We start from the raw sequence: 25,148 nt of genomic DNA, 5'->3' as shown, positions 1-25,148 counted from the left end.
TGTTTTTACTAAAGCCCTATTCCAAAAATATGAGCATCAATTTGCCTTTTTTGATTAGGTTGAGAAAAATGATTATTCAGAGGCTTGAAGGCGCAACACACTGTTCTGTGCAACTGGGGGTGAAGAAATGGGCTTAAATCCTTGTCTGGTAAGGTTTCTGCTATTCGCAATCACGCCTTTTGTGAGAAATGCGGGATTAACTGATCATAGACTCTCAGTTCAGCCGACTCCATCCCCCCCAACAACCGAGCCACAAGCACTAGCACCGAAACGACAGCACTGGTTAAAAACACCGAACGCCACTTGATTTTGCGATAGGGCAGTTCTTGGCTGGCTTTGAGATATTCTAGTTGCAGTGCGGTGGGCTTCGGTTGCTTGTCGGCTGATTCCTGTAACCATTGCTTAGAGGCGACTAAATCTTTGCCTCGCAGTAAAAAGCTATCATCGCGTTCTTGTTGCTCCCATTCCCTAGCCTTTACCAGTAAGCGAGTGTGGCTTCGCACATAGTCAGGATCACTATCTAGCGTCCGGATTAATTCGCCAAAATTGGGCAGAAATTCACCGCCGTGTCTACGGAAATCAATCCACTGGACGTTCTCTAAGGCTAAGGGGAGTTCTGCTGTGACTGTTTCTTGATACAAAATCGCCACCATTCGCTTGTTTAGCCTCTGGGCATAAGCTAACTCCTGGGCAACATCAGCATCGTTGACAAAACCAGGAGAAATGACCGCGATAATGGTATTTGCCCGTTCAATACCCTGATAAATTTCTGGCTGTAAGTCGGTACTATCATTTGCCTGAACGTTATCTTGGGGCAACTCCGCTTGAGTGGCAATACTTTCCTGCTCAAACCACGTCGTTTTGCCCTGCATCTGCAACGCATCATTGAGCTTACGAACAAAGTCTGAGTCAGCATCAGAAGAGGAAATAAATACATCGTGGGACACTTCCGGTGGCTGTCGCAGACTTTCAGTAGTAAATGCTTCGTGCCACTCTGTTGGCTGATGTTGAGTCCTCTTTTTCGCCACTTGCAACCAAGCTTCAGCACGGCGCAGATTATACCCCCGCATTAAAATACTGGGGTTGCGATTTTGCTGCTGCCACTTGAGCGCCTTAGCTAAGAAAATCTTATGCTCGTGGTAGTAGACTGCCTCGTGATCCAGTATTTTGATCAGTTGGCTTTCATCAAGACGGTAATCTGCTTCCCGAACATTATCGGTCAGATCAATATAATGTAACGAGCGCAATTCTGGCGGGATTTGCTCCGGCTCAACAGGACTCACCAGCACAGGGATAATCCGTTTATTTAGGGCTAAAGCATAGTTCAATTCTTGCTGACAGTAGGTAGAGTTCAGGGAGTCAGGTGAGAGCAAATAGACTAAGTTATCTGCTTGGGCTACACCCTGCTTAATCGCTGCCTCAAAGGTTTCTCCTGTTTGAATATCAGCGGTATTCGTCCAAACCGTAAATCCTGCACGCCACAGACTGGTGCGAATCTGCCGCATCACTGCCTCATTTTCGTAGGCATAGGAGAGGAACACCTGACTCATCAGGTTATAGGCATTTTTGATACTTTCGCTGATAAACTCACAGTGTAAATCCGTGGGAGTGCAGGGGGGCTGCTCGTCTTTAAAGCGCACCTTAAGCCATGCTTCGGCTTGCTGTCGTTCCTTGCCAATGAGCAAATGTTGTGATCCCTTGTGCTGCCGTTCCCAGGCTAGTGATTTATCCAAGAAATACGTGTGCTGATTTACGTAATCCTTGTGCCTTGCCAACAGTTCTAGTAGTCCGGAGAACGACTGCTCAAAGTCGTCAATTCCCTCACGACAATACACCCAATTAATTTTGCCAATTGTCGGATGCATATTGGGAAAGCTCGAATGCAGTCCCTTTGCTTGGTAAGCATCCCAGTCAGCATCCGTTCCTTGGGGATTCCGTTGTTGCCAGGTATCACGACTAATCTGTTCGACATGCAGCAACGGAATAATCCGCTTGTGGTACTTGATTGCCAGTTCGATTTCTTTACGGCAGTAGGGGGAGTTGATGGAATGGGGCGCAATGATGAACAGGAAGTTATCCGCTTTCTCAATCCCGTCATCAATTTGGTTTTGGAAATCTACCCCCAACGGAATATTTTCAAAGTCAAACCAAATTTTTAAGCCATACTCAGTCAGGTTTTGGTAGAGCTTTAGGGCAAAGGGTTTACTATCGGCTCGTCCATAGGAGATAAAGCCGTTGTGGAAGCCAGAACGCTGTTCATGCATCTAACTTGAGATAGATTTATTATAGTATCCACAACTATAACAAAAGAACCTGAATGCGACTCGAACAGCGATCGCGATTAGGGCTTGCTTTGACACTCTGAGCCCTATAAGGACGGAGATTCTTCTTTCATAGACCCGACTTGCTTTGACAGGATTTCTCCAATCAAAGTAGAGGTCCAGTCTCCAGAAGCGTTCGGATTTAACATCACTGTTCCGACATGCCCTGCCGTACACCATCCTAATTTCAGAATATTAATGGCGGCGTTCCAATCTCGATCTAAAATACATCCACACCGACAAACATGAGTTCTAGTGGACAAAGACTTTTTAACTGTTGTGCCACAATTAGAACATTGCTGGGAAGTGTAGGCAGGATTAACCGCAATGGTTATTTTGCCAAATTTAACTCCAAAATATTCCAACCATTTTCTGAACTGATACCAACCTGCATCATTGATCGATTTGGCTAAACAATGATTTTTAACTAAATTTTTAATCCTCAAATCTAGCCTTCGGCAAGCCGCTGGCGCGTCTACATAGGCAACCAAATCGTTAGATTGGATTACGCAACGCGCCACTCTTTTGGCGTGTTCCTCACGCTGCCTACTTATATTAAGGTGAAATCGCCCTAATCGATTAATGGCTTTTCTTCTGTTGGCAGAGCCTTTCTTTTTGCGTGAAGCTCGTCTTTGAAGAAATCTTAAACGTTTTTCACCTTCCCGGTAAAATCTAGGATTGGGTTCTTGATAGCCGTTGCTATCGGTATAAAACTCTTTGAGTCCTACATCTAACCCAATGGCTCCCCCTGTTGGCTGACTCTCTACTTTATTCTCGGCATTGACCAAGAATTGAACGTAGTAGCCATCTGCGCGACGGACTAACCGCACCCGCTTTATCTGAGCGAGTTGATAGAAGTTTAAGTCCCACGTCCCTTTGAGCTTGAGTTTACCAATCCCTTTTTTATCCGTGAAGGTTATTTGTTTTCGAGTTCCAGAAAGCTTCCAGCCGCTAGTTTTGTATTCAACCGAACGGCAGTTTTTCTTAAATTTTGGATACCCCTTCTTTCCCGGAATAGCTTTTTTACAATTACTGTAAAACCGAGCAATTGACGAATACGCTCTTTCCACAGCCGTTTGGCAAGCATGAGAATTTAAGTCCAAGACATAGGAAAACTCAGCCCTGAGCGATGTGTTGTAACGATACAGATCCTTTTGCTCAACATTTTTGTTGTCCATCCAGTAACGAATGCACTTGTTGCGAACAAACTGAGATGTTCTTATCGCTTCATCGATCGCTAAGTATTGAGTTGTCTTTCCCTTAGCCCTTAAACTCAAAAACCAGCATTTGACGTGGAAAAACCCTACATCAACATCTTAGCACAAAAAGTCGTCCTGGAAGGACGAGGCTTGAGACCCAAATTTTCGGTCAAAACCTGAAACCTTATCGTTGGTTTTATGTAACGGAGACATTCGGATATCAAGACTTACCCAGGCTTTCCCATTGAACCATTTGTAGGGGCACGACATGTCGTGCCCCCACCATCTTTTATGCGGCACTAATGCTTGCATGGAGGGATGGGTGTTCATGTTCAACTACAAACACATTGGCATAAAGATTTGCCACAATTTGCTTCCCTTCTAGCGTCAACTCTAAGTAGCGCAATGAGTCTTTAATGTAGGGATACACCCCACTCCAGTAAAACTTGGAATAGTTTTGGCGCAAGTCTCCTGGATGACGATAGTTTAAGGCTTTATTCACTCCAGTTTCTTCAAACTCATAGTACAAGGCACTAATTTTTTTCAAGTAGCGCGGATCACTGAGTTGACCAATTAAATCGGCGGATCTCACTAAACCGGGACAGTTGCTTGTGTCTAGGTGATCTTGATCACTTGGCACGGGAAAACGAGTGAGTTCAATATTCCGCTTAATTTCTTCGGCATCAATGAGTAAATTGCCACCAAACCGTTCTTCAATAAACAGCTTGCCGCGATCAACATGATAGGGAGTTAGGCTGGCATCTGTAGCTCCTGGTGGTAAACTTATCCTTTCTCCATCTATACCTGTGGCATAGAGGTTTTTACTCAAGCGGTCTTGTCGGCAGACGCCTTTAACGTAACCAATATCATGGCAGAGTAAGGAAATAATCGCATGCATCCAGTCTTCACAGGAAATGCCTCCTTCACGAATATGTTTACCGCGCAGAATTTCCTGTCCGACTAAGGTGACTAAAATGGTGTGTTCAACATTGTGGTAGAGGGCGTCACTATTGGCAATATTCTCTAATGCCATGGCGCCCGCCCAGCCGATAATGTCAGCATAGTCAGACTTCCAGCCACCGTAAGTTCGGCTGTAGCCTTCGCGAATCCGATCCACGAAGTTGTCAATGAGTATTTGGGTTGTGTCAAACATGGAAGGTTACCTCAAGGGGGCTCGTCAGGATAATCGAAGTTTATGAGTTAATAGTTGACTATAATGATAAATCTTTCAGAGAGTCGAGTAATCCTTCTTTGCTTAAAATCGGTGGCTTGCACCTCAGGGTAGGTACAGCGAAAAATTCTCGCACTCGATACTTCCAATGTAATAAAAATAGAGGAAAAGGTTGTGATGAGGTTTTTTGGCTTCCCGTGATACTCTGAGGCAACCCTTGTGAGACAGATCACCTGATCGGGATAGGACATTAGAGCTTATCCGAATAGTATTAGCCAAACACCTCTGTTTCAATACCATGCCACCACTCACCCAGATTCATCAGATCCTGATGAATCTCAGCTAGCTCACGAGTATATGCATCTGGCGTCAGGGTTGCTTTGCGCTCTTGGAGTTTCTGTAAACGCAATTGCACTAACAGCCAAGGCTTAGCAATCCCATCTGTCGCTTCAATGTATTTGGCTAAATCTTTACTGTTCATTTCCTATTCGCGATCGCACATCAAAAACCCAAACCTCCGAAAGCCCCGTCTGATTTCCTGGATCAGGCGGGGCTAGTCACAGTTACTGACTTGACAAATTCACTGGAATCCTCAAGCCGCAGCCATTTGCTGATTCACAAAGTCCCAGTTAATCAAATTGCCGATAAACGCTTCAACAAAATCAGGACGTTTGTTTTGATAATCCAAATAGTAGGCGTGTTCCCACACATCACAGGTTAACAACGGTGTCACTCCCAAAGCAACAGGGTTGACAGCATTGGCAGTGTTAACCACTTTGAGTGTGCCATTATCGAGGACAAGCCAAGCCCAGCCACTACCAAATTGACTTGTAGCCGCTTTTGTGAATTCTTCCTTGAACTTATCGTAGCCGCCCAAATCCGACTTGATCTTGTCAGCTATTGCACCACTGGGCGCACCGCCACCACCAGACTTCATGGAGTTCCAGAAGAAGGTGTGGTTCCAAGCTTGAGCGGCATTGTTGAAAAGCCCTGACTTGGACGAATCATTGTAGCTAGCCTTAATGACTTCCTCGATAGACTTGTCACCCATGCCAGCGGATTGCGACATGTCGTTGAAGTTATTGACGTACTTCGCGTGGTGCTTGTCGTGATGAAACTCTAGCGTCTTAGCTGAGATGTAAGGCTCCAGCGCGTTGTAGGCATAAGGTAAATCAGGAAGTGCGTAGGCCATATTGTGTTCTATCCTCTCAAATACTGTGTTCTAGCGTGAACTACCTACACTAACCCTCCGGGTATAGTGTAGGCTTCGCGTCTCATTCGCCGATGCCTCTAGCAACAAGTTACTTTTGGTCTTACTCAGCGTCTCTAGTTGGTTGCCCAACCTTTATCCCCACATCCCGTGGAGAACCCGCGCAGCCGCCCTGGTTCCCAAGGCAGAAATTAGTATTTAGCTTGTTTTCCGGTTTTACGGGCAGACAAGTATGGGCTTTACCAGTAACTCATCTGATTCCCCGATCTGTGATCTTTGAGCGGTAAGCATATCACTGCTACTTCGGATTAAACCTGTCTGTTCGATACACTCGGGCGGGTCTACAAGCAACATCATTGTATCACAATCTGTTTGGGGCGTCAGGATAAAATGGAACAAGTTCCGTCTCACGGGGGATTCATCAAGAGCGCTGACCCTAGGGGTACAGCGTGGGACTTCTCACCGGATAAGTTAAAACGAACCTAGACTTTCGATGTATTTTTTAATTTAAGTATTACTATATCAAGGGATTAGCACCTATTGCAATAAAAATTAACAATATAATTGCTAGTAGTAGTGATAGCCATAGCATTAAGTCTATGGTCGAGTTGATTGTATCAAGCTGTGGCGAAACGGGTTAGACGCGATCGCACCTCTAGCGGTGTTGAGTCAAAGGGGAACAGTTAGCGGTTTTTCTGGACAATCGCTTTCACCAAGTCAATGGCATCTGCTGGGGTTGTTGCCAAAAAAACAGTCTCTGGCGACAGGCTGGTAAAAAACTGTTGACTTTCTTGATGGTCTGATAACAGTACCACAGGTTTGCCACCCTTAAGGGCGAGGGCGATCTCTGAGGCTGTTCCTGCGCCCATCCCACAAGCAATCACCACATCACTGGAGAGAACATTAATATTATTTCGCCCACTCCCCATATCAGTTGCGATCGCAATATCCACAGCATCGGACATATTCTGAGTATCGCGGCTGGGCAAAATACCCACGGTTAAGCCACCTGCGGCTTTTGCACCAAGACTTGCTGCGTTCATTACCCCAGCATTTCTGCCACCCGTGAGCAGTACCCATCCCCGCTGGGCAATACGTTGTCCCAATTGATAAGCTCGTTCTAAGTCTGTGGCGGTAGCCCCGTTACCGGGTCCCATTACGCCGATAACAATTTTTCTCATGGGTAGAAAGTATAGTTTACTGAATACTGGAGTTATACCATTTTGGATTTTTTCTGCAACATGATTTCCTTAATCTACTTAAGCTGTCGTACAGTTAAATCGGATATTAGTAGCGAGCTTGCTGGCTCGCACTACAAGGATGAGAGCCATTATTGACATTAAGGTTTAAATGCAGAACAGCTTATAGTACGCTAGGAAATGCTTTAGTAAAAGGGTTAATGAATTACGCGATCGCTATTGACTTTCTCAAGGATTGTGATCCCATTCTGGGACAACTCATAGACAGAATTGGTGCATGTCAACTGAATCAGCACGAGTTGGAGGGAGATTTGTTTTTTTGCCTATCCCGGTCAATTCTTCATCAACAACTTTCTACCAAAGTAGCGCATGTCATCCACACTCGGTTTCTCCAGCTTTACCCTGACACACAGTTTCCTACTGCACAGGATGTGTTGAACACGCCTGATGAAGTCCTCCGAAGCGTGGGGATTTCGCGCCCTAAAATTTCTTATCTGAAAGATTTGGCGCGTCATTCAATAGATGGATTGCCCACTGTTGAAGAGTTGGAAGTTATGGATGATGAGTCGATTATCAAGATTTTAACGCAGGTTAAAGGGATTGGACGCTGGACTGTGCAGATGCTGTTGATTTTCCGTCTCAAGCGGTGGGATGTTTTGCCCGTCGATGATTTGGGGATACGTGCAGGTATTCGGAACCTTTATAATCTTGAAGCACTTCCTGACCGCAAGACTACAGAACGTTTCGGACAAAGGTGGAAGCCTTATTGTAGTATCGCCTCGTGGTACTTGTGGCGTAGCTTAGAGCTAAAGCCAGTCTGAGCACTGGTTGCGATCGCCCACTGTTGATTCTCCCCATTCAGAGCGTGCGATCGCTTTATCAGTTCTCCTAAACCGGTAATAGAGGCGTAATCCTATCGATTAACTCTGAGATGTTTCGCTCAATCACCTGCCAAACAATATCAAAATCGACGCGATCGCGAGTCAGATCTGTCTAAAGGGGTATGCAGCAGGGGATGATGATGCATCCACCTTCTGACTTCTGAGTTTGCAGCGTTTGAGCGGCAAGTTTACACGCTTTGAATCGCTGAGGAGCCATTTGTATAGCTGTCCTCAATTTTTGCTCAGTTAATAGGCGCTTTACGTAGTCAGAGCAAGACTCACCGCTATAGAGCAGTCGGTGGGGACATGAGAAACCTTTACGAGGAGAGAGATGCTTTTGATAAGTATTAAGAGACGCGATCGCTGCCTGAGTAGTAAAAGATTCAATCGTACTAGCTAGCATTGTCGAAAGCCGTGATAGAAGGTATTACCTTATTTTTTACTCCACATCAAACTTCTATCACTCTATCAAGAGGTTTAAATTGAATCGATAATGGAAGGAGGTATGGTGCGGTGCGATCAGCTTTGTTGGTGCCGGAGGCGATCGCTCCTACCGTTCATCCTCAACATCCAGACTGCGCGATCGCCTTTGACGCCGAGTTTCGCTCAATCGCACTCAATGATAGCTTAACAAGTTACGATCAGAGCAAGATTCAGCCAGCAGATTATGCCAACCCTGATTGACATTGGTACGCTGATTGTTCGTACACCGGGAACCTGTGGGGGGCGTCCCCGAATATAGAACAGCGAAAGCGGATGATTGTTCCAGACCACCCACCCCTGAAACCTATTCATATTCCATATAAAAGGAAAATTAGGCTGGTTGCCAATTAGCCAATTTGGTGCGAAACGTTTGGTTTTCTCTCAACGCATTTAAACCGGAAGCTGTGATTTTGTAGTAACGCCGACGCGCACCACCTCTTGCTTCGGAATTGTCGTTCTCCCAACGAGAAGCCACAAACTTTTTGTTCTCTAGCCGCCGTAGGGCTGGATAAAGTGAGCCAAAACCAATTTGGCGTTTTCCGTCACTTGCCTGTTCAATTGCTTTGCTGATTTGCAACCCGTAAAGTTCCGGGTGACTAGCCAGGATGGTTAGAATGTCCTCTTCAAGGGTGGAAAGAGAATTATTGTCATTACTCTTCACCCCAGAGGATTTGATAACTGTATCCATTTGGGTTGAACCTTGTATCAATATAATATGATTGTTACATCTATTATATATCAAGTTTTAGATATATGTAGTCGAGCCATAATTATCGAAAAGCTATAATAGAGGGGTAAACTCAACCTCTAGAGGTAAATTAAATATGGAAGACTGGCTTTTTCGTTTGTTAATAACCTTGGGCGCTAACTTCTTAGCAAGATTCATCTGGCTACTCGGCAAGCAATTGCACACAGGCATAGTTTGGCTGATCAGAAAATCTCGTCAACTCCAGGGAGACACCGAGGCAACCTCTTCTGCACCACGTCCCTGTACCAGTGCGGATTTGGAAGAACTGCTAGGTGACTTTTTAGAGAAATACCGAGACTTTCAGAATCGAACTCCCGCTCCATCGAAGTGGGAGTTTCTCTTGGAAATGGTTCCCGACATGGTAGGTCTATCCAAAGCCATTCTGATGATGGCAGTTGAAAGAATGTTTACTTCTAATGAAGAGAATATTAGATAACTGTATATTAAGTTGCCTTGACGTAAATTAGCTTTTATAGTCCGAAAGAGTTGATTGCTGCCCCACCAGGTAGCAATTTTTTTTACCAGTCATGAGGTGACGCACCCCCAAGTCCTAAGCTACCTGCATCAGCGCAGATGAAAGCAGCCAAAATTACTGCCTAAAGTGGAGCCAACTATAATTGGTGAGCAATAGAGTCTCAGATAAGGACATGACTACAGTCGCTATCTTGCCAGTATCCGATGCGAGTGGTGAAAGAATTTATCGTGCAGTTGCAGGTGAGAAGCAATCAACAGCTTATACCGCAGGTGAAGCGCTAAATGCGTTGACTGCGCTGTTAGAAGGCGACGAATTCAGCACATTACTGATTATCCAGAGTTTTCGTCCAGACGGGTTTTTTAGTGCCGAGCAGCAACACAGCAACAGCGCTTATCTGAGTTGATGAATCTGTGGCGAACAGCACGCGATGAAGGACAGACACTGCCTCCAGAGCAACAAGCGGAGCTAGATAACCTAGTTGAAGCGGAATTGAAAGCAGCCACAGCCCGAACAGCAGCATTGATGCAACAAGTTTAAATTCAAGCAGTCGCAGCAGTTTGCTCTTCAGGGAGAAATGCTAGAACAATTCGCTCTGGCGGAATACCTGCGGCGATTAAGTCTTTGCTGATTCCCTGTTCCATCCCGTCATATTCCACCCAAACCTTGCCTTCACTCAAAGTCACATAAATCAAATTTCCTCTAACCCGTCGTCCTCTATCCCAACCTACTTGCATCAGGGCATAGCGGTTTTGCGTGTCGTCAAACACCGTGTCGAGTCGAATATCGCCGTGAGAAGGTTTAAACTGAGCGTATTGTTGAATCACCTGTTTTACAATGTCCTGCTCTCTCGTGGTGGTATCCATCGCTTTACCTCTACCGCTTCTATATCTACAATAAGCAATTTCATGGGTAACTCCCGCATCACCAACTCACCAATCGGTTCGCTGAAAATCCCGTCAAAGGTTGTGTCTGCCACAGCAAGATACAACTCACGCTCTGGATCAACCTGTTTCAGGAGTAGTCGATAAAGAACATATTGACCAATCGCTTGCTCCAAATCAGCAATTGCCGAGTTGCCTCGAAACTCCTTGATTTCAACGGCAATTCTACTACTGCCGCGTCTAGCACCGATAAAGCGTCCTGCAATAGCGTTGAGCGCATCTAATCTTGCTGCCAAGTCGATAAAGAGAAATCGCTCACCATACGATATGACATAAGGATCGTCTGTGATTTCCCAACCCTCCTTGATCAGAGCTTGCCTGATGATGTTATGAATTGCATCACGCTGAGGCATTACTTAATGTGTCATAAGCCGAATAACTACTCTATGCTACGCTACGCGATCGCCTCTGGTTTAAGCTGATGGCAGGGTGATAAGCCGTTCAGCATTATTAGAAATTTGTGCTAGTGGCAATATCTAGAAACGCGAGTTTTTGGGCATACTGAGAATGGTGCAAGACATCAGTGTGAAGTACCCCAACTTGCTTCGCTGAAGTTGGGGCTTCCAACTTCTAAAAACAAGGACGGTCTTATTCGTCTTCAGGGCTTCCCGTTTCATCCGCCGATGCCACGTTGGGTACTTTCTAATTCCTAAGAGTAGAAAGTCCAGAACTCAATCTGGTGATGGTCTTACTCAGCGTCAACAGGCAGTCGTCCGCCTTCCGCAGACAGTAATTTTTGTCAGTCCGCTTGGTTTTCGCGGTTTATGGTTAGAATACTAACCGAATAATGTCAATAGGCATCTTGCGCTATTCTTTTCTGGACGCTTTCGCGAACGGTGGTCGAGTTCATTAACGCGCAAGGACTACATCTCTATCACACCTAGCCCAACCATCTTTAGCCCATGCATTACCATGTAGACCTAGGCGGGTTACTGTTATTATAACACTAAAAAATAGACTTTAAATCAAGTAATTTGAAAATTTCATGCCTCAATTTTCCGCTGTCCATCCTCACCCTACTATTGTTGAGGGTGAGGACTTCCGCGATTACGTTAATCTAATCGTGCGTTGACGCCAACCCCTTCATCAACCTTCTACCTGGCGAATCTGAATTTGGATTTCACTGCGCTTGGCAGGTTCGGGGACATAAGGAGCATCGTAGAAGAAGCGGCGAGGGGAGCCAACGATAGTCCATTCTGGATGCTGTGCTAACCACTCTCGTAACCGTTCGATGCTTTTTTGATAGCTAGAGTAATCGTAACTGCCTTTTAACCCCAGACTGACGACTGTCATGGATGGGATATCGTCTACTTGAATGTTTTGGCTAATTTCGTCGGGGTAGATATCCGTGCTGCGGTAAAGGAATGACACAAAGGCTTCCCCTTGTTCACCGGGTGTACTCATCTCATTGGCTTCCAGGGTACTAACTGGATAACGGGTTTCTACTGGAGCCGTCATCGAGATATTGTTAGAACTGATATGGCGGTAGAGAGGGTCAAATGCTCTATTAGCTGCCATTGAGAGTTCTCCTGAGTAGCGAACTGTGGCAGAGCGGTAGGCTGGATATTGTTTGACCTCAATTTTTCCATCTGGTGTTGGCGGCGGGAATCCTTCGGGCAAGGGAGCCGTAGCTGCATCATAGGCGAAGAAGGCGATCGCAACGACGGCTAGGATTCCTAGGGGTAACAGTAAGTTCTTTAGCTTCAAAGGGAACCTCAGAGACTCTTTCTATTCTAGATCGGGCAGTTCTTCAGGGGGGTAGACATATCTTTCTGGCAAAGTGCGATCGCGCGATCGCAATCCCCTCTCCAAGCCATACTCAACAGAAATAAATATATGTGCTCACGTCACCATCGCCAAGGCGATCGCATCTCCTACGGCTTCGGCTGTGGAAGAGTGGACTTCGAGCAGAACAATACGTTAGATGCTTGCTATGATACTACCTGTGATACTATTTCTGGATGGGCAAATTAGAGAAATTGGTAGAGCAATTCCTCAATAAACCGCCAGAAGTGCGGTTTGAGGACGTGCGCTACCTTCTCGAAGCGTTTGGCTTTGAAGAGAAAAGGTCGAAGGGTAGCCACCATAGTTTTCGAGATTCACAAGGTAGAAAAATTACTGTACCCAAAAAAGGCGGACAGAAAGTTAAAGGGGTTTATGTCCAGAAAATCGTTGAGCTATTGAACTTGGAGGAATGGAGCGATGAAGACACTGAACCAGAAAAACAAGCTGAGTGAGAAGCAGCCATTGGACTATTATTTGAATCTTCAGTATCCAGTAACACTTTACCCCGATCCAGAGGGGGGATATGTGGCTCAGATTAAAGACTTACCTGGATGTCTGACTCAAGGTGAAACGTTGGATGAGACGATCGCCAATATAAATGAGGCGCGAGAGTTGTGGATTGAGACAGCTTATGAAGCTGGAGATGAGATTCCTTTACCCAGTACGGATGATACCTACAGTGGTAAACTACTCCTGCGGATGCCGAAATCGTTGCATCGTCGTTTAGCTGAGAAAGCGGACAGGGAAAATGTGAGCCTCAATCAGTACATTGTGTCTGTGTTGAGTCAAGGATGATCGGGTAGAGCGTGCGATCGCGCTGCCATTCCAACAGGTTAACCTTGAGAACAGAGCAATTAGGAGATCAGTAATGTCACGAGCAATTGACGCAATAGAAGTCGGTAACCACATTGGTGAATTGATCCAGCAGGTTGTTGAACAGCAGCAGCCTTTGATTATCGAATCAGAGGGGAAGCCTCAGGTTGTCATGCTTTCCATCGCTGAATACGAGCGTTTGCTCTCAGCTAACCGAGTAGAAGTAGGGCAAACACCCTTAGGAAGAAAACTTTGGCAAATTCGTCAGCAGATTGTTGCCACCGGCGAACCCCTTTTAGATTGGGATGAAGTCAATCAAGAAGTGGCTGAACGTCGAGGTGAAAACCGACAGGACATAGCATGAAGCGTACCTTCATTGATACAGGTGTTTTAATTGCAGCAGCTCGTGGACAAAATGATGTTGCTATAAGAGCAATGGCAATTTTGGATGACCCCAATCGAGAATTTGCCTCCAGCATTTTTGTCAAACTAGAAGTTCTACCCAAAGCAATTTATAACCAAAAAACGCCTGAAGCTGCCTTTTATCAAGCCTTTTTTGATGCTGTGACTCACTGGGCTAAAGTGGAGGAATCGCTGATTACAAATGCCTTTCAGGAGGCTTGTCAGTTAGGTCTGTCTGCCATAGATGCGCTTCATGTTGCGGCAGCTTTATCGGTGAGTGCTGAGGAACTGATAACAACTGAGAAACCTAGTAAACCCATACATCGTGGCTTGATCACTTCTGGTGTGACATAAGGTACATAATGGGGGTCGTTGTTCAACGTAGCAATAAGCTGTTCTTGAAAGGCATACTCACTGTTGAGAAAATCCTGTACAATTCGGCTAGACTCCGGGTTCTTCTGCCAACTTCGATATCGCTCGTATAGCCCAGTACCGTGCAGTGAGACGAATAACGCCACATACCTCCCCCAAGGCATTGCTAGCTGTTTCGCACCCGTCCAAATATCGATATGGACTTGGGTTGGGAGTTCTGTGAACCGATAGGGATAGCCAGTTTGGGGGTTTAGAGTGGGGGCTTGTTCCCACAACAGCCAGCCAACATCATGTTGTTCGGCGGCGAGACAGAGTTCTTTTGGTGGGGTTTTCAACCATTGTTATCATAGCACACAAGTCCCCCCGGAAGGGGGAGGCTTGTGACCCAATTTTTCGGTCAATTATGACTACTAATTAATTGGGTACACAAGAGGTGATAATTTGCCTAAATTCCTCCGGTTCTGCCTGACCCGCTTGTAATTCTTCACCAATTTCAATAAATTCATCCAGAGTGTAAGTTTCTTGAATCTTCTCAATCGTGCAGGTACAAAACGCCCTGATTTCCTCTGGGCGATCGCCAACACAGTTTTCGAGATAAATTTGGACAATCTCAGGGGGATAAGCATTCGTCGGTTCTGGGGGCGTCATATCAGGCGTTTGGGAACTCCCTCTAGGTGCGCTCACAAGTACCAGTATCAAGGTACTCATTACTGACGATAGGGTCTGAATTTTTTTCATGATTTTTTTTATGAGCGCTATTGAGGTGAATGACACCGACATGAGGTCACTCAGCGACATTCTCATTGAAATAGTGTAACGGAAATTCGCGGTAGGTGCATCTAGATTCAATAGATCCCCCTCCCGTCCCCCTTAAAAAGGGGGAGACCAGCGGATGCTTCGCTTTTTGTTCCATGGGGGAAGCCATAGGATGCTTCGCCTTTGTTGCACGGGGGAGACCAGTTGTGGAGTTGCGATCGCGCTCCAACCGTTTCACAATGAACAAAGGTGAAACTACCCCCCAGCTTATCCGTATCGCTCAGACTGCCCAGCCAACGTTAAACGATGATAAGCAACTTGAACAACGTACTACGGAATTAGAAGAAAAACTACATCAGTTAAAAATTGATAACATTTCCCCGCTTTTGGACTAGACAAATCCCAAAAGTTAGGTATACTAAGGTTGTGTGTGTGAGGAAAAGGTAAAGGCGCTTGGGGTCGAAACACGGCAAGACTCCCAGGTGCCTTTCCCATTTTTACAGGAAGTCGGGACTCTTATCCTACCCGCTCGCCGACTCTAGTTCCGTCAGATCCGCTTCAGCCTGATCCTCCTGAATCCTGGGCGTCTATTGATTTATGCCATAATTTTGCCCAGAGAGAGTGATAAAGCAATCAACACTCCTGATTCATCTTGTCTGGCTTTATAGAAAGTTAGCCTCTCTCTTAAGAGGGATCTAATTGTTACTAAAGGGTGTGATATTTTTTACAACAATCGGGTCAAATTAAACCGGTGGCATTGTCCATGGTGCTTGTCTTGATTTCCCTTGTCCTTACTTGTCTGGTTGGAATTAGTCGAAAACGTCTGCAGGGGCAAGTAATAAAAGGCAGAACCCGGTAAAATTACGTCAGATGTTAGAGTTAAAAGTTATAACCTGTGGGGTAATCTGAATCAGGTGCGGATAACTCGCCCGTTGGCTCATTCTGAGTTGGGCGATCGCACGGCTAAAACCTTGACAAATTTCTCAGACTATGCATTTACAGAGGGGTGATATGAAAATTGGCAGCAACTACCTGGGTAACGGTCAATGTGAATTCCGAGTTTGGGCGCCGTTGCGGGACAGCGTCGCGGTTCACATCGTCTCTCCCCAGGATCACGTTATTCCCCTGCAAAAGGATGAATGGGGATATTGGCAAGAAACGGTAAAAGCTGACCCAGGAACCCTCTATGTCTATCAACTCGATGGCTCACTGGAGCGACCTGATCCCGCCTCCCACTACCAACCTCAGGGAGTCCATGGGTCTTCTCAGGTGGTGGATCACCAATTTAACTGGACGGATGATTCCTGGCAAGGAATTCCCCTCAAAGACCTAATTATTTACGAACTCCACGTCGGTACATTTACACCAGAGGGAACCTTTGAATCCATTATCCCCCGCTTGAGTTACCTTCAGGATTTAGGCATAACCGCGATTGAAATTATGCCCGTGGCTCAGTTTCCCGGAAGCCGCAACTGGGGGTATGACGGGGTTTATGTCTATGGCGTCCAAGAGTCTTATGGGGGACCTGGGGGGTTGAAAAAACTCGTGGATGCTTGTCATCAGGCGGGGATCGCGGTCATTCTAGATGTGGTGTATAACCATTTAGGACCCGAAGGCAACTATCTTTGGGCGTATGGTCCATACTTTACCGATCAATACCGTACCCCTTGGGGCAATGCGGTTAATTTTGATGGCGCCCATAGTAATCAGGTACGGAATTTCTTTATCCAGAATGCTCTGTACTGGTTAGATAATTACCACATTGACGCCCTACGGGTTGATGCAATTCACGCGATTTACGATATGAGCGCTCAACCCTTTCTACAAGAGTTAGGGGATGCAGTCGCCAACTTCAATCGCACCACGCCAGTGCAACGATACATCATCGCCGAAAGTGATCTCAATGACGTGCGCGTGATTAAACCGAGGGAACAAGGGGGATTTGGTCATGATGCTCAATGGTGCGATGACTTTCACCACATCTTGCATACCCTATTAACCGACGAACAATCTGGATATTACGAAGATTTTGGCAAAATTGAGCAGTTGGAAGTCACCCTGCGCGAAGGCTATATCTATAGTGGACAATATTCCAGCTTCCGCAAACGCAACCATGGGAATTCAGGGGCGGATCGTCCGGCGGAACAATTTGTCGTCTGTATCCAGAACCATGATCAAATTGGCAATCGATTGATTGGCGATCGCTTATCCACTTTGGTAGACTTTCAGGGGTTGAAGCTAGCGGCTGCGGCTGTATTGCTTTCTCCTTATGTTCCCATGCTATTTATGGGCGAAGAATATGGGGAAGACGCACCCTTTCCCTATTTTGTTAGTCACACTGATCCCGATTTAATTGAAGGCGTGCGTAAAGGGAGGGCTGAAGAATTTAAAGCGTTTGGTTGGGACAACGCACCTGATCCCCAAGGAACAGAAGTCTTTGAGCAGGCAAAACTGCAGTGGGATAAGATTGATCAAGGGAAGTATGGCTTGTTGCGGCGCTGGTACAAACGGTTAATTCAGCTACGCAAAGAAACCCCTGCTTTAGCTACCCTAGATCGGCAGAATCTGAATGTATCTAGTTTGTCCCCAGAAAAGATTATCGTTATCCATCGCACGGCTGGAGATAACCAAGTCCTCGCCTTGATGAACTTTGCCAAAGATGCGGTAACCGTTTCGCCTCAGATTCCCCAAGGGAACTTCTCAAAAGTTATTGACTCGGCGGATAAAGAATGGATGGGTGAGGGATCTCAACTCCCCCAACAGATACAAGCTGGACAATCCTTAACCATTGCTCCCCTGAATTTTGCCTTATATTGTAAGTAACTGTAGCGTCGGTTCAGTCGTTAAGGAAAGCAGTAATCAACCAAAAAGGGGATGTAAGCTGAGTCAAAATCATACCACTATCAACGAATAAGGTGTTGCTAGCAAGATAATGTATGTATGGGTTGATGTGTCAATCTTGGCGGCTGAACTGGTATTATAGTGCCAGACAGCAGCGGTTTCCCTCTAGTTCTTATCGGAGTTCCCCCGTTTCTCCGTCTTTTGGCTTATTTCTACCAAGCTCTACTCCTTTTGGATGGCAGATCCTATCCTCAACAAATATATCCCAGTGCTGTACTCTTAGTGTTGCCCAAAGCAAATGCCTTTGTCATAAAATGAGGTTAAGCTATGATTTAAGCATTAAGTTCAACGCCACTATCCTACTGTTTAACATCTTGGTTAGCAAGCAATTTTTTTAGATCGAGTCCTAGAGCCAATGCTCTGTCAGTTCTTTAACCCCTCTAAAAGCTTATGATGCGGATTCCCGTCGCCACCTATAGAATTCAATTTAATCCCGCGTTTACCTTTGAATCAGCAAAAGCCATTGTTTCTTACCTGGCTGAATTAGGAGTTTCTGACTTTTATGCATCCCCCATATTTAAAGCCCGATCTGGTAGCACTCATGGCTACGATGTGGTTGATCCCAATCAAATAAACCCAGAACTCGGCGGCTTGGAGAACTTTGAGTCTCTAATTGAGCAGGTTCAACAACATGGGTTAGGATGGCTTCAGGATATTGTGCCGAACCACATGGCATTTGATAGTGAAAACCCGATGCTGGTTGAAGTTTTGGAGAATGGTCCGGATTCTCAATATAAGGATTATTTTGATATCAACTGGGAGCATCCTTATGAAGGCATTCGGGGGCGAGTACTAGCGCCATTTTTAGGTAAATTTTGCGGCGATTGCTTAGAGAGTGGTGAACTCAAACTTCAGTATAACCAAGAAGGGATAACCATTAATTACTATGACCTGAAGTTCCCCATTCGGATTGAATCCTACTCCAATGTCTTGATCTATGATTTAGCACGTATCCGCCGGAAATTAGGCAGAAATCATCCCGATTTTGTTAAATTACTGGGCGCTCTCTATGCTCTAAAATACATTCCCTCGGGCGAAGAAGGAATGGAACGCTATGACCAGATTAGCTTCGTAAAGAGCATGTTATGGGAACTCTGGAATGATAGTGTAGAGGTCAGGGATTTTATCGACGAAAATATTCAAATCTTTAATGGAGAACCCGGAAAACCCGAAAGCTTTGACTTGTTAGAGCAATTGTTAGCCGAGCAGTTTTTCCGTCTCGCGTACTGGAAGGTGGGTAATGAAGAACTGAATTATCGACGATTTTTTACAGTCAATGACTTGATTTCCGTTCGCATCGAAGATGAGAAAGTTTTTAAACATAATCACGCTTTGATATTCAAGCTCCTTGAAGAACAGAAATTTAGCGGCGTGAGAATCGATCATATCGATGGACTTTATGATCCGGCTCAATATTTAAATCACTTGCGAGACTATGCGTCTGATGCTTACGTTGTGGTTGAGAAAATCTTGGAAGAGCATGAAGATTTGCCCTTAACCTGGCCCGTACAAGGTACGAGTGGGTATGATTTCTTAAACAAAGTTAATGGTATTTTTTGTCATCAGCAGACTCAGCCGAAGTTTGACAGCGTTTATTATCGCTTTATCGGGAATTCCATATCCTATCAAGCCATAATAGATGAAAAAAAGCGATTGATTATAGCCAAGCATTTGACCGGAGATATCGATAATTTAGCTAATTTACTCAAGCGAATTTCGTCTCAGTACAGATACGCCAGTGACTTTACTATCTATGCGCTGAAAGCCGCGTTGGTCGAAATCATGGCGCTGTTTCCTGTATACCGAACCTATGTAAGTCCAGAAGGTTTAAGCCAAGCTGATCGGGAGTATATTGAGTACGTCATTGCCAAAGCCAAAGAAAATACGCCAATTTTCTTTAATGAACTGACGTTTATTGAGAAGTTTTTATTACTGGAAGTTGACGATTCGTTGGTACCAGAAGAAGCCGAACAATGGCGTTATTTTGTCATGCGGCTGCAACAGTTTACTGGACCGCTGACCGCTAAGGGAGTAGAAGATACGGCTTTCTATATTTATAACCGTCTCATCTCTCTCAACGAAGTGGGTGGTAATCCGGGTGAATTTGGCGTTTCCTTAGACGACTTTCATGACTTTAATCAACACCGCATCGCTTATTGGCCCCATACAATAAATACAACAGCAACCCACGATACTAAACGTGGTGAAGATGTGAGAGCAAGAATTAATGTTCTTTCCGAAATTCCCGGCGAGTGGGATAATATGTTGAGAGAATGGCAGGAAATAAACGCTGTTCACAAGGATTGTATTGATGGGTTAGATATTCCTGATCCCAATGACGAATATTTTCTTTACCAAACCTTGCTAGGAACCTTTCCCTTTGATGAAGCGGAGTTCACTAACTATGTGCAGCGGATCAAAGACTATATTATCAAGGCAATCCGAGAGGCAAAAGTCCATACCGCTTGGTTGAGACCGGATACCAACTATGAAGAAGGGTTTATTCGGTTTGCTGAACGCTTACTCAAAGATACCCCTGATAATCCGTTTTTAGAAGCGTTTCGACCGTTCCAACGTAAAATCCAACATTACGGCATTTTTAATAGTCTCTCCCAAGTCTTACTGAAACTGACATCTCCCGGTGTTCCTGATTTTTACCAGGGAACGGAACTGTGGGATTTAAGTGTAGTCGATCCCGATAATCGCCGTCCTGTGGATTTTGAACAGCGGCTGAAGTTAGTGAAAGAACTGAAACAGCGCAGCGAAACCGATAATCTAGGTTTAGTTCAGGAACTTTGTCAGACTCCAGAAGATGGTCGAATTAAGCTATTTGTCATCTATGAAGCTCTAAAAACACGGCGCGAGTATTTAGAGGTATTCCAGCGAGGAGATTACCATAAACTGACGGTTATTGGCAGCTTGAAGGAGCATGTTGTTACCTTTGCTCGAACTTGGGATCATACAACGGTGATTGTCATTGTCCCTCGGCTGTTGACCAGTTTAGTGAAGCCAGGAGAATATCCCATGGGTGAACAAGTTTGGCAAGAAACCCGGATTTCTTTACCCTCTAGTTCGTCGTCTGTATGGCGGGATGTGATGACGGGACGGGAAATTCAGGGGGATGATACGCTGTGGATTCGAGATGTTCTCAGTGATTTTCCAGTGGCGTTATTGGTGAATCAGAATCAGCAGGAATGTTCAACAACCCTAACCTAGCTATCGATCTTTGGTTAGGGATTGTCGGACAAACGACAATTTAAACCGTTGAATACCGCATTGAGTCTCGGTTTGGCACAAACTCTTGAATGTTTCCCTAGTTCAAGTTATCTTTAAGACTTTTTGTCGAGTCGCTACTGACGTTAGGACATCTTAACCGGGATGCGGGAAGGGACTGCGGGGTCTCACGAGATACACGATGAATAGATAAACACTGTAGGGGCGACCCGCCGCATATAATTCATACCACCAAACCATTAATTTGTTCGGGTCGCCCTCCACAGGGTATCGGCAATTATCTGATACCATTTCTCTGTAATTGTGCAACGAATAAACCCCCCGGCTATCGCCGTCCCCCCTTAGCAAGCAGGGGGGACTACAGGGGGGTTGGATAAAGTGCAACATCATAGAGAATTGGTATGACCCGCGTACCTACCAGAAAAGGGCGAGTCGAGACAGGTTAATTATCACACCGTCATAGTTGTGCAGCGACTCGCCCCTACAAAACCAATTACCAATCAACAATCAACAATTAACAAATGATTCATTGATTAAACACCATAGCTGGATTAAGGCGCGTCACTTTCTGAATCGCGAAAATAGCTGAACCGACGCACATTCCCACCGTTATCGGATCGCGGATACGGGGGTGATCAGAATCAGAATCCCCTGAGTCGCTGATGTCCACAGGGCTACACCGTAGCAGAGGATCATAGCTGGGAACCTTTCCTTTTGATGAAACCGAGTTCCTCAATTAATAGGTGACTTCAAGTTTCAATGGCTTTAGTCTGAATACAGATCCAATCTCCATCTTCAGTTTTACCAACAAAGTACATATCAATTACTCCTGTCTTGATTCGATAAAGCCTTAAATTACTTAAATTTTCCAGCACCAAACGATTGGCTTTATCTTTCCGGTTTTTATCCTTTTCGTAGGAACTAAAGAAGACGGCTTCAACTTCATTTGTGGTCATAATCTTAACGGTATGTAAAAGATTGTGAATTAGCGCACTGCGTTGTTCAGCAATCTCCCAAACAAAGTTGGACACATCTCCAGAGGTATCTCTATATCCAATGTTCGTATTGTCAACAATAATCTCCAAGGGAGGTTGCATTCCAATGATTGTCTTTTCCAAAGCAACAATCAGTTCGTAATTCTCGGGTTTAGCAATAGCTAAATCTTTTAACCTAAAAATTCGGGAATCACCGTGGTCGTTTTGTAGTAAGTTGTCTAAAACTTGAGTTGATATTCCCAACCAATCACCAGATGGAGTATTGGCTAAAATGATGTATATTCCTCCATATCTATCAGTTTTCAGTAGCAGAACTTGAATGTTAGTCAGGTAGGTTTCTACGTGGGTTAACAAAGAGTGAAATTCTTGAATCTCATCTTGATCTTCTATTATAAAATCTATAACGTCATTGGCGAGAGGTTGTAACCACTCTAGGTCATCAAAATTATTTGTCCGAAAAGCGTCGGCTGGAATTTTCCGCAAATGTCCACAAGCTTTAAGCAATCCTTCGAGGGTGAACTCTCCTCGATTGACTGTTTCCCACAAAAATACTTCGTAGGGATAATCCGCTTCGCTTGGATAAGAAAATCCTTCACAAGCTTCTCGAATTTGGTTTAATAATGTAAGGTTGGGATTACTCGGTGTATTAAAAAAGATGGATGCTGAACCTGATGCATTAATCACATTGGTCAGATTGGTTTGAAACAGTTTTGCACCCGTTAAATCGGCATCATTCAAATCTGCATCTGTAAAATCAGCGCCTTCCAAATTGGCATCTGTTAGAGTGGTATTTCGTAAAGTGGCATTTTGCAGCGTTGCTTGTTCCAAATTAACACCAAACAAGTAAGCTTGGTTGAGATTTGCTTGATTCAAATTAGCATAACAGAAGTCGGCTCTACCTAGTTTGGCTTGAGTGAGATTGGCGCTTTGCAAGTTTGCACTACTCAAAGATGTATTTTGGAGGTTTGCTCCTGTCAAATTTACATGACTAAGATTGGCTTTTCCCAACTTGGCATAGCTGAGATTAGCTCCTGTCAAATTTGCATGACTAAAATTAGCGTTGTGGACTCTGCCTCTTATGCGGGTATTTCTGAGGTTAGCATAACTGAAATTAGCATCATTCAAATCAACATCACTCAGTCTTGCATTTTCCAGATTAGCATTGCTAAAGTCAGCCCCGCTCAAATCAATTTCTATAAGTTTTGAACCATAAAGCTTGATACCACTCAAGTCAGTACCCGAAAAATCTCTCTCTCCTGCTTCATAACGCTTGATCAATCCACGATCATGCTGCATATTGTCTCCTCGATGATTTCAGGATTAAATCGAATGGCAGTGACCTGAAGGGGTGACTTGAGACTGGTGGGCAGTGCCCACCCTACGGTAGATCAAGGGTTTTGGCGCTCCAAAAATGCTGACTGGAGCGTGCCATTGGTCTTAAATCAATTGCTTACCTAGCAACTCTTTTTATTTGGTCAGCAAAATGTCTTTGACCTGCTGCATAGCTTGTGAGAAATTCTTTGAGATTCATAGAACTAATAAGGAGCAAAACAGCCCCAATTACTGATTAAACACCATGGCTGGATCAAGGCGCGTCACTTTCTGAATCGCGAAAATAGCTGAACCGACGCACATTCCCACCGTTATCGCCAAAACCGCGATCGCGGATACGGGGGTGATCAGAATCAGAATCCCCTGAGTCGCTGATGTCCATAGGGCTACACCGTAGCAGAGGAACATCGCTGGGAGATAACCGAGAACCGACATCCACAGCGCCTGTTCAATAATTACACCGTAAATTCGCCAATCTGACGCGCCAATTGCTTTGAGCGTACCAAATTCTTTAATATGGTCAGCTACAGAGGAATAAAGAATTTGACCGACAATGATCACACCAACCACGACACCAACCACCGCCCCCAATCCTAGAATAAAGCCAATTCCCGTTCGCTGTTGCCAAAAGGTTTGATTCAGTTTAATAAACTCCTGGCGAGTATAGGTACTCACATTCGGTAAAGCCTTCTCTAATCGAACTTTGAGTTGTGACAAATCCTCACCCGGTTCCGCCGCAATTAAAACATATTGAATCAAGTCAGAAGCGACTAATGGATTCGGTGGCGGTGGGGGTTGATTCCGTAGTTCGGCTTCCGAGATTCTCGAATAGGTATTGGTACAAATTAAATCCTCAGCACCTGACGGCAATTTACAGGAAAGTTCAGACTTTTGACCCGATGTTAAGAACGCATTAGCACTGGTTAGGGAGGTAAACATGAAAGAATTAGACACAATTGATGCATTCCCTTGAGTGAAACCCACCACCCGGGCGGGCAAAGAATTTACACGGGCAATATCCTCAATCTGTTGCACATTTAGGGAATCTTGGTTGGTTGCATCTACAATAATTTTATAGGGTTCAGATAAGTCCCTCACATCGCCTTGCACCAGATTTATCGGTTGAAACAATTGCCCATTGGGGTCAAATCCCACCACTTTTACCCGGGTAATTTCTCCTTGGGGTGGATTCCACAACGCGCCACTAAAAATAAGGGCTTCAGCTTTAGCAACCCCTTCCACATTACGGGCAGAAATAACATGGGATAAGGGAATGGGTAATGTCAACTCCATTTGCACTAATTTATCAGATGCCACCCAAATATCTGCGTTAGAATTGTAAATTAACTGAGCCGTTGATTGGGTAAATCCATTAAAAATACCTGTTTGCAAGGTAACTAAACTCACCGCAAACATAATCCCAGCTTGGGCGACTAAAAAGCGGGGAATATCTTCGAGTAAGTTTTTCCGGGCAAGAGAAACCATTTTAGTATATTGGTTGTTTAGAATCTCTTTGAAAATTTTGTCGGGGCGGGCGCGAGTTACATCTGGGTGAGGGAAGAAACAATAATAGTAAAACCCGCCCCTACATAAAAATGTTCTCAGGCTTCATCCTCAGAGGGCCACAGCAAGCGAACTGCCATTAATGCGAAACCCACCGCCGCGATCGCTTTGAGAACTCGCACCGGGAATAGTTGGGCTACGCCACCCCCAGCTAATACGCCCATAAACGTTGCCAAAAGCAACGCGGCTACAGCCCCCAAGAATACCGCACGGGGGGACTTGAGACTACCCCCAAGCGCGATCGCAGCCAGTTGGCTTTTGTCACCAATTTCGGCTAAAAATACGGTAATGAAACTTAATCCTAGTAATTGCCAATCCATAGTAATTAGGTGTTGATTGTTCATCTCCCAGCTCCCCTAGCTCCCCC

The 25,148-nt window shown here is 45.0% G+C and carries 27 protein-coding genes and 3 pseudogenes; 13 read left to right on the top strand and 17 right to left on the bottom strand.

The genetic code is table 11. The features are described 5' to 3' along the window. Positions 1-170 precede the first annotated feature (170 nt). The 6 genes and pseudogenes from RID09_RS20330 to RID09_RS20305 form a co-directional block, all read right to left on the bottom strand. Positions 171-2,264 carry a toll/interleukin-1 receptor domain-containing protein gene (locus tag RID09_RS20330; RefSeq protein WP_446337732.1) on the bottom strand — a complete coding sequence of 698 codons (2,094 nt, stop codon included), beginning with the start codon at positions 2,262-2,264 and terminating at the stop codon, positions 171-173. Between the two features lie 104 nt (positions 2,265-2,368). Next, positions 2,369-3,608, bottom strand: a pseudogene (locus RID09_RS20325) (RNA-guided endonuclease InsQ/TnpB family protein). A gap of 201 nt (positions 3,609-3,809) precedes the next feature. Continuing rightward, a complete protein-coding gene (locus RID09_RS20320; RefSeq protein WP_446337731.1) occupies positions 3,810-4,673 on the bottom strand; it encodes an Npun_R2479 family HD domain-containing metalloprotein in 864 nt (287 codons plus the stop codon). Between the two features lie 289 nt (positions 4,674-4,962). Next, a complete protein-coding gene (locus RID09_RS20315; protein WP_446337730.1) occupies positions 4,963-5,172 on the bottom strand; it encodes a hypothetical protein in 210 nt (69 codons plus the stop codon). Positions 5,173-5,283: 111 nt separating this feature from the next. Beyond that, positions 5,284-5,883: a superoxide dismutase gene (locus RID09_RS20310; RefSeq protein ID WP_446337729.1), complete on the bottom strand. Its 600-nt coding sequence runs from the start codon at positions 5,881-5,883 to the stop codon at positions 5,284-5,286. Between the two features lie 701 nt (positions 5,884-6,584). After that, positions 6,585-7,082, bottom strand: coding sequence for a TIGR00725 family protein (locus tag RID09_RS20305; protein ID WP_446337728.1), 498 nt, complete (start codon positions 7,080-7,082; stop codon positions 6,585-6,587). 218 nt (positions 7,083-7,300) lie between these two features. Between RID09_RS20305 and RID09_RS20300 the strand changes: the two genes are divergently transcribed. Continuing rightward, positions 7,301-7,921 carry a DNA-3-methyladenine glycosylase family protein gene (locus tag RID09_RS20300; protein ID WP_446337727.1) on the top strand — a complete coding sequence of 207 codons (621 nt, stop codon included), beginning with the start codon at positions 7,301-7,303 and terminating at the stop codon, positions 7,919-7,921. Positions 7,922-8,093: 172 nt separating this feature from the next. Here RID09_RS20300 and yidD read toward each other — a convergent pair whose 3' ends face one another. Next, positions 8,094-8,384: a membrane protein insertion efficiency factor YidD gene (gene yidD, locus RID09_RS20295; RefSeq protein WP_446337726.1), complete on the bottom strand. Its 291-nt coding sequence runs from the start codon at positions 8,382-8,384 to the stop codon at positions 8,094-8,096. 110 nt (positions 8,385-8,494) lie between these two features. On the opposite strand from yidD, the gene RID09_RS20290 reads away from it, so the two are divergent. Then, entirely contained in the window at positions 8,495-8,665 is a 171-nt protein-coding gene (locus RID09_RS20290; protein ID WP_446337725.1) for a hypothetical protein, read from the top strand. 130 nt (positions 8,666-8,795) lie between these two features. On the opposite strand, the gene RID09_RS20285 is transcribed toward RID09_RS20290, so the two are convergent. Beyond that, complete coding sequence (locus tag RID09_RS20285; protein WP_446337724.1) at positions 8,796-9,152, bottom strand: PadR family transcriptional regulator; 357 nt, start codon at positions 9,150-9,152, stop codon at positions 8,796-8,798. Between the two features lie 136 nt (positions 9,153-9,288). Between RID09_RS20285 and RID09_RS20280 the strand changes: the two genes are divergently transcribed. From RID09_RS20280 to RID09_RS20270, 3 genes are all read left to right on the top strand, one after another. Further along, a complete protein-coding gene (locus tag RID09_RS20280; RefSeq protein WP_446337723.1) occupies positions 9,289-9,648 on the top strand; it encodes a hypothetical protein in 360 nt (119 codons plus the stop codon). Between the two features lie 211 nt (positions 9,649-9,859). Then, positions 9,860-10,090, top strand: coding sequence for a hypothetical protein (locus RID09_RS20275; RefSeq protein ID WP_446337722.1), 231 nt, complete (start codon positions 9,860-9,862; stop codon positions 10,088-10,090). Next, positions 10,090-10,224 carry a hypothetical protein gene (locus RID09_RS20270; protein ID WP_446337721.1) on the top strand — a complete coding sequence of 45 codons (135 nt, stop codon included), beginning with the start codon at positions 10,090-10,092 and terminating at the stop codon, positions 10,222-10,224. Before RID09_RS20275 ends, RID09_RS20270 begins: the two co-directional genes overlap by 1 nt. 2 nt (positions 10,225-10,226) lie before the next feature. On the opposite strand, the gene RID09_RS20265 is transcribed toward RID09_RS20270, so the two are convergent. From RID09_RS20265 to RID09_RS20255, 3 genes are all read right to left on the bottom strand, one after another. Further along, positions 10,227-10,550, bottom strand: coding sequence for a XisI protein (locus RID09_RS20265; RefSeq protein ID WP_446337720.1), 324 nt, complete (start codon positions 10,548-10,550; stop codon positions 10,227-10,229). Beyond that, positions 10,517-10,981 carry a XisH family protein gene (locus tag RID09_RS20260; protein WP_446337719.1) on the bottom strand — a complete coding sequence of 155 codons (465 nt, stop codon included), beginning with the start codon at positions 10,979-10,981 and terminating at the stop codon, positions 10,517-10,519. The genes RID09_RS20265 and RID09_RS20260 overlap by 34 nt, the downstream gene beginning before the upstream one ends. Before the next feature lie 733 nt (positions 10,982-11,714). After that, positions 11,715-12,335, bottom strand: a complete 621-nt coding sequence (locus tag RID09_RS20255) for a heme-binding protein (RefSeq protein ID WP_446337718.1) — start codon at positions 12,333-12,335, stop codon at positions 11,715-11,717. A 129-nt stretch (positions 12,336-12,464) separates the two neighbouring features. Here RID09_RS20255 and RID09_RS20250 point away from each other — a divergent pair, with 129 nt between their 5' ends. The 5 genes from RID09_RS20250 to RID09_RS20230 all read left to right on the top strand — a co-directional run bounded on the left by RID09_RS20250 (position 12,465) and on the right by RID09_RS20230 (position 13,982). Next, the gene (locus RID09_RS20250) at positions 12,465-12,602 is read left to right on the top strand and encodes a hypothetical protein (RefSeq protein WP_446337717.1); all 138 of its coding nucleotides are present in this window, start codon (positions 12,465-12,467) and stop codon (positions 12,600-12,602) included. Then, positions 12,590-12,865 (top strand): type II toxin-antitoxin system HicA family toxin, encoded by a 276-nt coding sequence (locus tag RID09_RS20245; protein ID WP_446337716.1) that lies wholly within the window; start codon positions 12,590-12,592, stop codon positions 12,863-12,865. The genes RID09_RS20250 and RID09_RS20245 overlap by 13 nt, the downstream gene beginning before the upstream one ends. Then, a complete protein-coding gene (locus RID09_RS20240; RefSeq protein WP_446337715.1) occupies positions 12,831-13,208 on the top strand; it encodes a type II toxin-antitoxin system HicB family antitoxin in 378 nt (125 codons plus the stop codon). The genes RID09_RS20245 and RID09_RS20240 overlap by 35 nt, the downstream gene beginning before the upstream one ends. Before the next feature lie 73 nt (positions 13,209-13,281). Further along, positions 13,282-13,590 (top strand): type II toxin-antitoxin system prevent-host-death family antitoxin, encoded by a 309-nt coding sequence (locus tag RID09_RS20235; protein WP_446337714.1) that lies wholly within the window; start codon positions 13,282-13,284, stop codon positions 13,588-13,590. Continuing rightward, complete coding sequence (locus tag RID09_RS20230) at positions 13,587-13,982, top strand: type II toxin-antitoxin system VapC family toxin (protein ID WP_446337713.1); 396 nt, start codon at positions 13,587-13,589, stop codon at positions 13,980-13,982. The genes RID09_RS20235 and RID09_RS20230 overlap by 4 nt, the downstream gene beginning before the upstream one ends. Here the strand turns inward: RID09_RS20230 and RID09_RS20225 are convergent. Together RID09_RS20225 and RID09_RS20220 are read right to left on the bottom strand one after the other, a co-directional pair. Then, positions 13,958-14,326, bottom strand: a pseudogene (locus RID09_RS20225) (DUF3891 family protein); the annotation flags it as partial. The gene RID09_RS20230 and the pseudogene RID09_RS20225 sit on opposite strands and share 25 nt — an antisense overlap. Before the next feature lie 88 nt (positions 14,327-14,414). Continuing rightward, entirely contained in the window at positions 14,415-14,738 is a 324-nt protein-coding gene (locus tag RID09_RS20220) for a hypothetical protein (protein ID WP_446337712.1), read from the bottom strand. Between the two features lie 257 nt (positions 14,739-14,995). Here RID09_RS20220 and RID09_RS20215 point away from each other — a divergent pair, with 257 nt between their 5' ends. The 3 genes from RID09_RS20215 to treY all read left to right on the top strand — a co-directional run bounded on the left by RID09_RS20215 (position 14,996) and on the right by treY (position 20,873). Next, complete coding sequence (locus tag RID09_RS20215) at positions 14,996-15,151, top strand: hypothetical protein (RefSeq protein WP_446337711.1); 156 nt, start codon at positions 14,996-14,998, stop codon at positions 15,149-15,151. A gap of 616 nt (positions 15,152-15,767) precedes the next feature. Beyond that, the gene (treZ, locus tag RID09_RS20210) at positions 15,768-17,579 is read left to right on the top strand and encodes a malto-oligosyltrehalose trehalohydrolase (protein ID WP_446337735.1); all 1,812 of its coding nucleotides are present in this window, start codon (positions 15,768-15,770) and stop codon (positions 17,577-17,579) included. Between the two features lie 471 nt (positions 17,580-18,050). Beyond that, positions 18,051-20,873 carry a malto-oligosyltrehalose synthase gene (treY, locus tag RID09_RS20205; protein WP_446337734.1) on the top strand — a complete coding sequence of 941 codons (2,823 nt, stop codon included), beginning with the start codon at positions 18,051-18,053 and terminating at the stop codon, positions 20,871-20,873. Positions 20,874-21,417: 544 nt separating this feature from the next. On the opposite strand, the pseudogene RID09_RS20200 reads toward treY, so the two are convergent. From RID09_RS20200 to RID09_RS20185, 4 genes and pseudogenes are all read right to left on the bottom strand, one after another. Beyond that, a pseudogene (locus tag RID09_RS20200) lies at positions 21,418-21,593 on the bottom strand (ABC transporter permease); the annotation flags it as partial. 47 nt (positions 21,594-21,640) lie between these two features. Then, positions 21,641-23,182: a pentapeptide repeat-containing protein gene (locus RID09_RS20195; protein ID WP_446337710.1), complete on the bottom strand. Its 1,542-nt coding sequence runs from the start codon at positions 23,180-23,182 to the stop codon at positions 21,641-21,643. 264 nt (positions 23,183-23,446) lie between these two features. Then, a complete protein-coding gene (locus tag RID09_RS20190; RefSeq protein ID WP_446337709.1) occupies positions 23,447-24,703 on the bottom strand; it encodes an FtsX-like permease family protein in 1,257 nt (418 codons plus the stop codon). A 116-nt stretch (positions 24,704-24,819) separates the two neighbouring features. After that, a complete protein-coding gene (locus RID09_RS20185) occupies positions 24,820-25,101 on the bottom strand; it encodes a TMEM165/GDT1 family protein (protein ID WP_446337733.1) in 282 nt (93 codons plus the stop codon). Positions 25,102-25,148 lie beyond the last annotated feature (47 nt).

This window comes from Coleofasciculus sp. G1-WW12-02, assembly GCF_040219735.1.
GTDB lineage: Bacteria > Cyanobacteriota > Cyanobacteriia > Cyanobacteriales > Coleofasciculaceae > Coleofasciculus.
Note: the sequence above shows the minus strand (reverse complement) of the source record. Positions and strands in the feature narration are given on the sequence as shown.

What these genes read in the sequence shown, in the direction of transcription:
- RID09_RS20190 (WP_446337709.1), bottom strand. Translation starts at nt 24,703, where the DNA reads ATGGTTTCTCTTGCCCGGAAAAACTTACTCGAAGATATTCCCCGCTTT.
- treY (WP_446337734.1), top strand. Translation starts at nt 18,051, where the DNA reads ATGCGGATTCCCGTCGCCACCTATAGAATTCAATTTAATCCCGCGTTT.
- RID09_RS20265 (WP_446337720.1), bottom strand. Translation starts at nt 10,550, where the DNA reads ATGGATACCACCACGAGAGAGCAGGACATTGTAAAACAGGTGATTCAA.
- RID09_RS20195 (WP_446337710.1), bottom strand. Translation starts at nt 23,182, where the DNA reads ATGCAGCATGATCGTGGATTGATCAAGCGTTATGAAGCAGGAGAGAGA.
- RID09_RS20275 (WP_446337722.1), top strand. Translation starts at nt 9,860, where the DNA reads ATGACTACAGTCGCTATCTTGCCAGTATCCGATGCGAGTGGTGAAAGA.
- RID09_RS20230 (WP_446337713.1), top strand. Translation starts at nt 13,587, where the DNA reads ATGAAGCGTACCTTCATTGATACAGGTGTTTTAATTGCAGCAGCTCGT.
- RID09_RS20315 (WP_446337730.1), bottom strand. Translation starts at nt 5,172, where the DNA reads ATGAACAGTAAAGATTTAGCCAAATACATTGAAGCGACAGATGGGATT.
- RID09_RS20245 (WP_446337716.1), top strand. Translation starts at nt 12,590, where the DNA reads ATGGGCAAATTAGAGAAATTGGTAGAGCAATTCCTCAATAAACCGCCA.
- RID09_RS20285 (WP_446337724.1), bottom strand. Translation starts at nt 9,152, where the DNA reads ATGGATACAGTTATCAAATCCTCTGGGGTGAAGAGTAATGACAATAAT.
- RID09_RS20240 (WP_446337715.1), top strand. Translation starts at nt 12,831, where the DNA reads ATGAAGACACTGAACCAGAAAAACAAGCTGAGTGAGAAGCAGCCATTG.
- RID09_RS20300 (WP_446337727.1), top strand. Translation starts at nt 7,301, where the DNA reads ATGAATTACGCGATCGCTATTGACTTTCTCAAGGATTGTGATCCCATT.
- RID09_RS20250 (WP_446337717.1), top strand. Translation starts at nt 12,465, where the DNA reads ATGTGCTCACGTCACCATCGCCAAGGCGATCGCATCTCCTACGGCTTC.
- RID09_RS20320 (WP_446337731.1), bottom strand. Translation starts at nt 4,673, where the DNA reads ATGTTTGACACAACCCAAATACTCATTGACAACTTCGTGGATCGGATT.
- RID09_RS20280 (WP_446337723.1), top strand. Translation starts at nt 9,289, where the DNA reads ATGGAAGACTGGCTTTTTCGTTTGTTAATAACCTTGGGCGCTAACTTC.
- RID09_RS20215 (WP_446337711.1), top strand. Translation starts at nt 14,996, where the DNA reads ATGAACAAAGGTGAAACTACCCCCCAGCTTATCCGTATCGCTCAGACT.
- RID09_RS20305 (WP_446337728.1), bottom strand. Translation starts at nt 7,082, where the DNA reads ATGAGAAAAATTGTTATCGGCGTAATGGGACCCGGTAACGGGGCTACC.
- RID09_RS20220 (WP_446337712.1), bottom strand. Translation starts at nt 14,738, where the DNA reads ATGAAAAAAATTCAGACCCTATCGTCAGTAATGAGTACCTTGATACTG.
- treZ (WP_446337735.1), top strand. Translation starts at nt 15,768, where the DNA reads ATGAAAATTGGCAGCAACTACCTGGGTAACGGTCAATGTGAATTCCGA.
- yidD (WP_446337726.1), bottom strand. Translation starts at nt 8,384, where the DNA reads ATGCTAGCTAGTACGATTGAATCTTTTACTACTCAGGCAGCGATCGCG.
- RID09_RS20310 (WP_446337729.1), bottom strand. Translation starts at nt 5,883, where the DNA reads ATGGCCTACGCACTTCCTGATTTACCTTATGCCTACAACGCGCTGGAG.
- RID09_RS20185 (WP_446337733.1), bottom strand. Translation starts at nt 25,101, where the DNA reads ATGGATTGGCAATTACTAGGATTAAGTTTCATTACCGTATTTTTAGCC.
- RID09_RS20330 (WP_446337732.1), bottom strand. Translation starts at nt 2,264, where the DNA reads ATGCATGAACAGCGTTCTGGCTTCCACAACGGCTTTATCTCCTATGGA.
- RID09_RS20235 (WP_446337714.1), top strand. Translation starts at nt 13,282, where the DNA reads ATGTCACGAGCAATTGACGCAATAGAAGTCGGTAACCACATTGGTGAA.
- RID09_RS20260 (WP_446337719.1), bottom strand. Translation starts at nt 10,981, where the DNA reads ATGCCTCAGCGTGATGCAATTCATAACATCATCAGGCAAGCTCTGATC.
- RID09_RS20270 (WP_446337721.1), top strand. Translation starts at nt 10,090, where the DNA reads ATGAATCTGTGGCGAACAGCACGCGATGAAGGACAGACACTGCCTCCA.